The sequence below is a fragment of the Psychrobacter sp. TB20-MNA-CIBAN-0197 genome (assembly GCF_040309765.1).
Classification (GTDB): domain Bacteria; phylum Pseudomonadota; class Gammaproteobacteria; order Pseudomonadales; family Moraxellaceae; genus Psychrobacter; species Psychrobacter submarinus.
The window spans coordinates 1-236 of record NZ_JBEOPC010001387.1 but is presented as its reverse complement, the minus strand read 5'-3'; the positions used below and the strand labels follow the sequence as shown (position 1 = coordinate 236).

Below are 236 nucleotides of genomic sequence, written 5' to 3'. Positions count from 1 at the left end.
GGCACATTCTGCGGATTGAGTTCGTGGTGCCAACTGCCGTGGCAACGGTCGATGAAATTCGTCTCACAGAACTCCCAGAACAGTCGGTACCAGGTTTCGTATTGCACGTCGCCGGTGCGTTTGAGCAAGGCACTGGCGGCGGCGCTGGCTTCGGCATGCGTCCAGTGCAGGCGATGGCGGACCACGGCTTTGTTGTGCCAGTCGAGGGTGTAGACAATGCCCGGTGCGCCATCGAC

General features: G+C 60.6%; 1 protein-coding gene. It reads right to left on the bottom strand.

From position 1 onward, the window contains the following. Positions 1-185 (bottom strand): AGE family epimerase/isomerase (locus AAEY83_RS18510; protein ID WP_351061627.1); only part of this gene is annotated, 185 nt, incomplete at its 3' end. Positions 186-236: the final 51 nt, after the last annotated feature.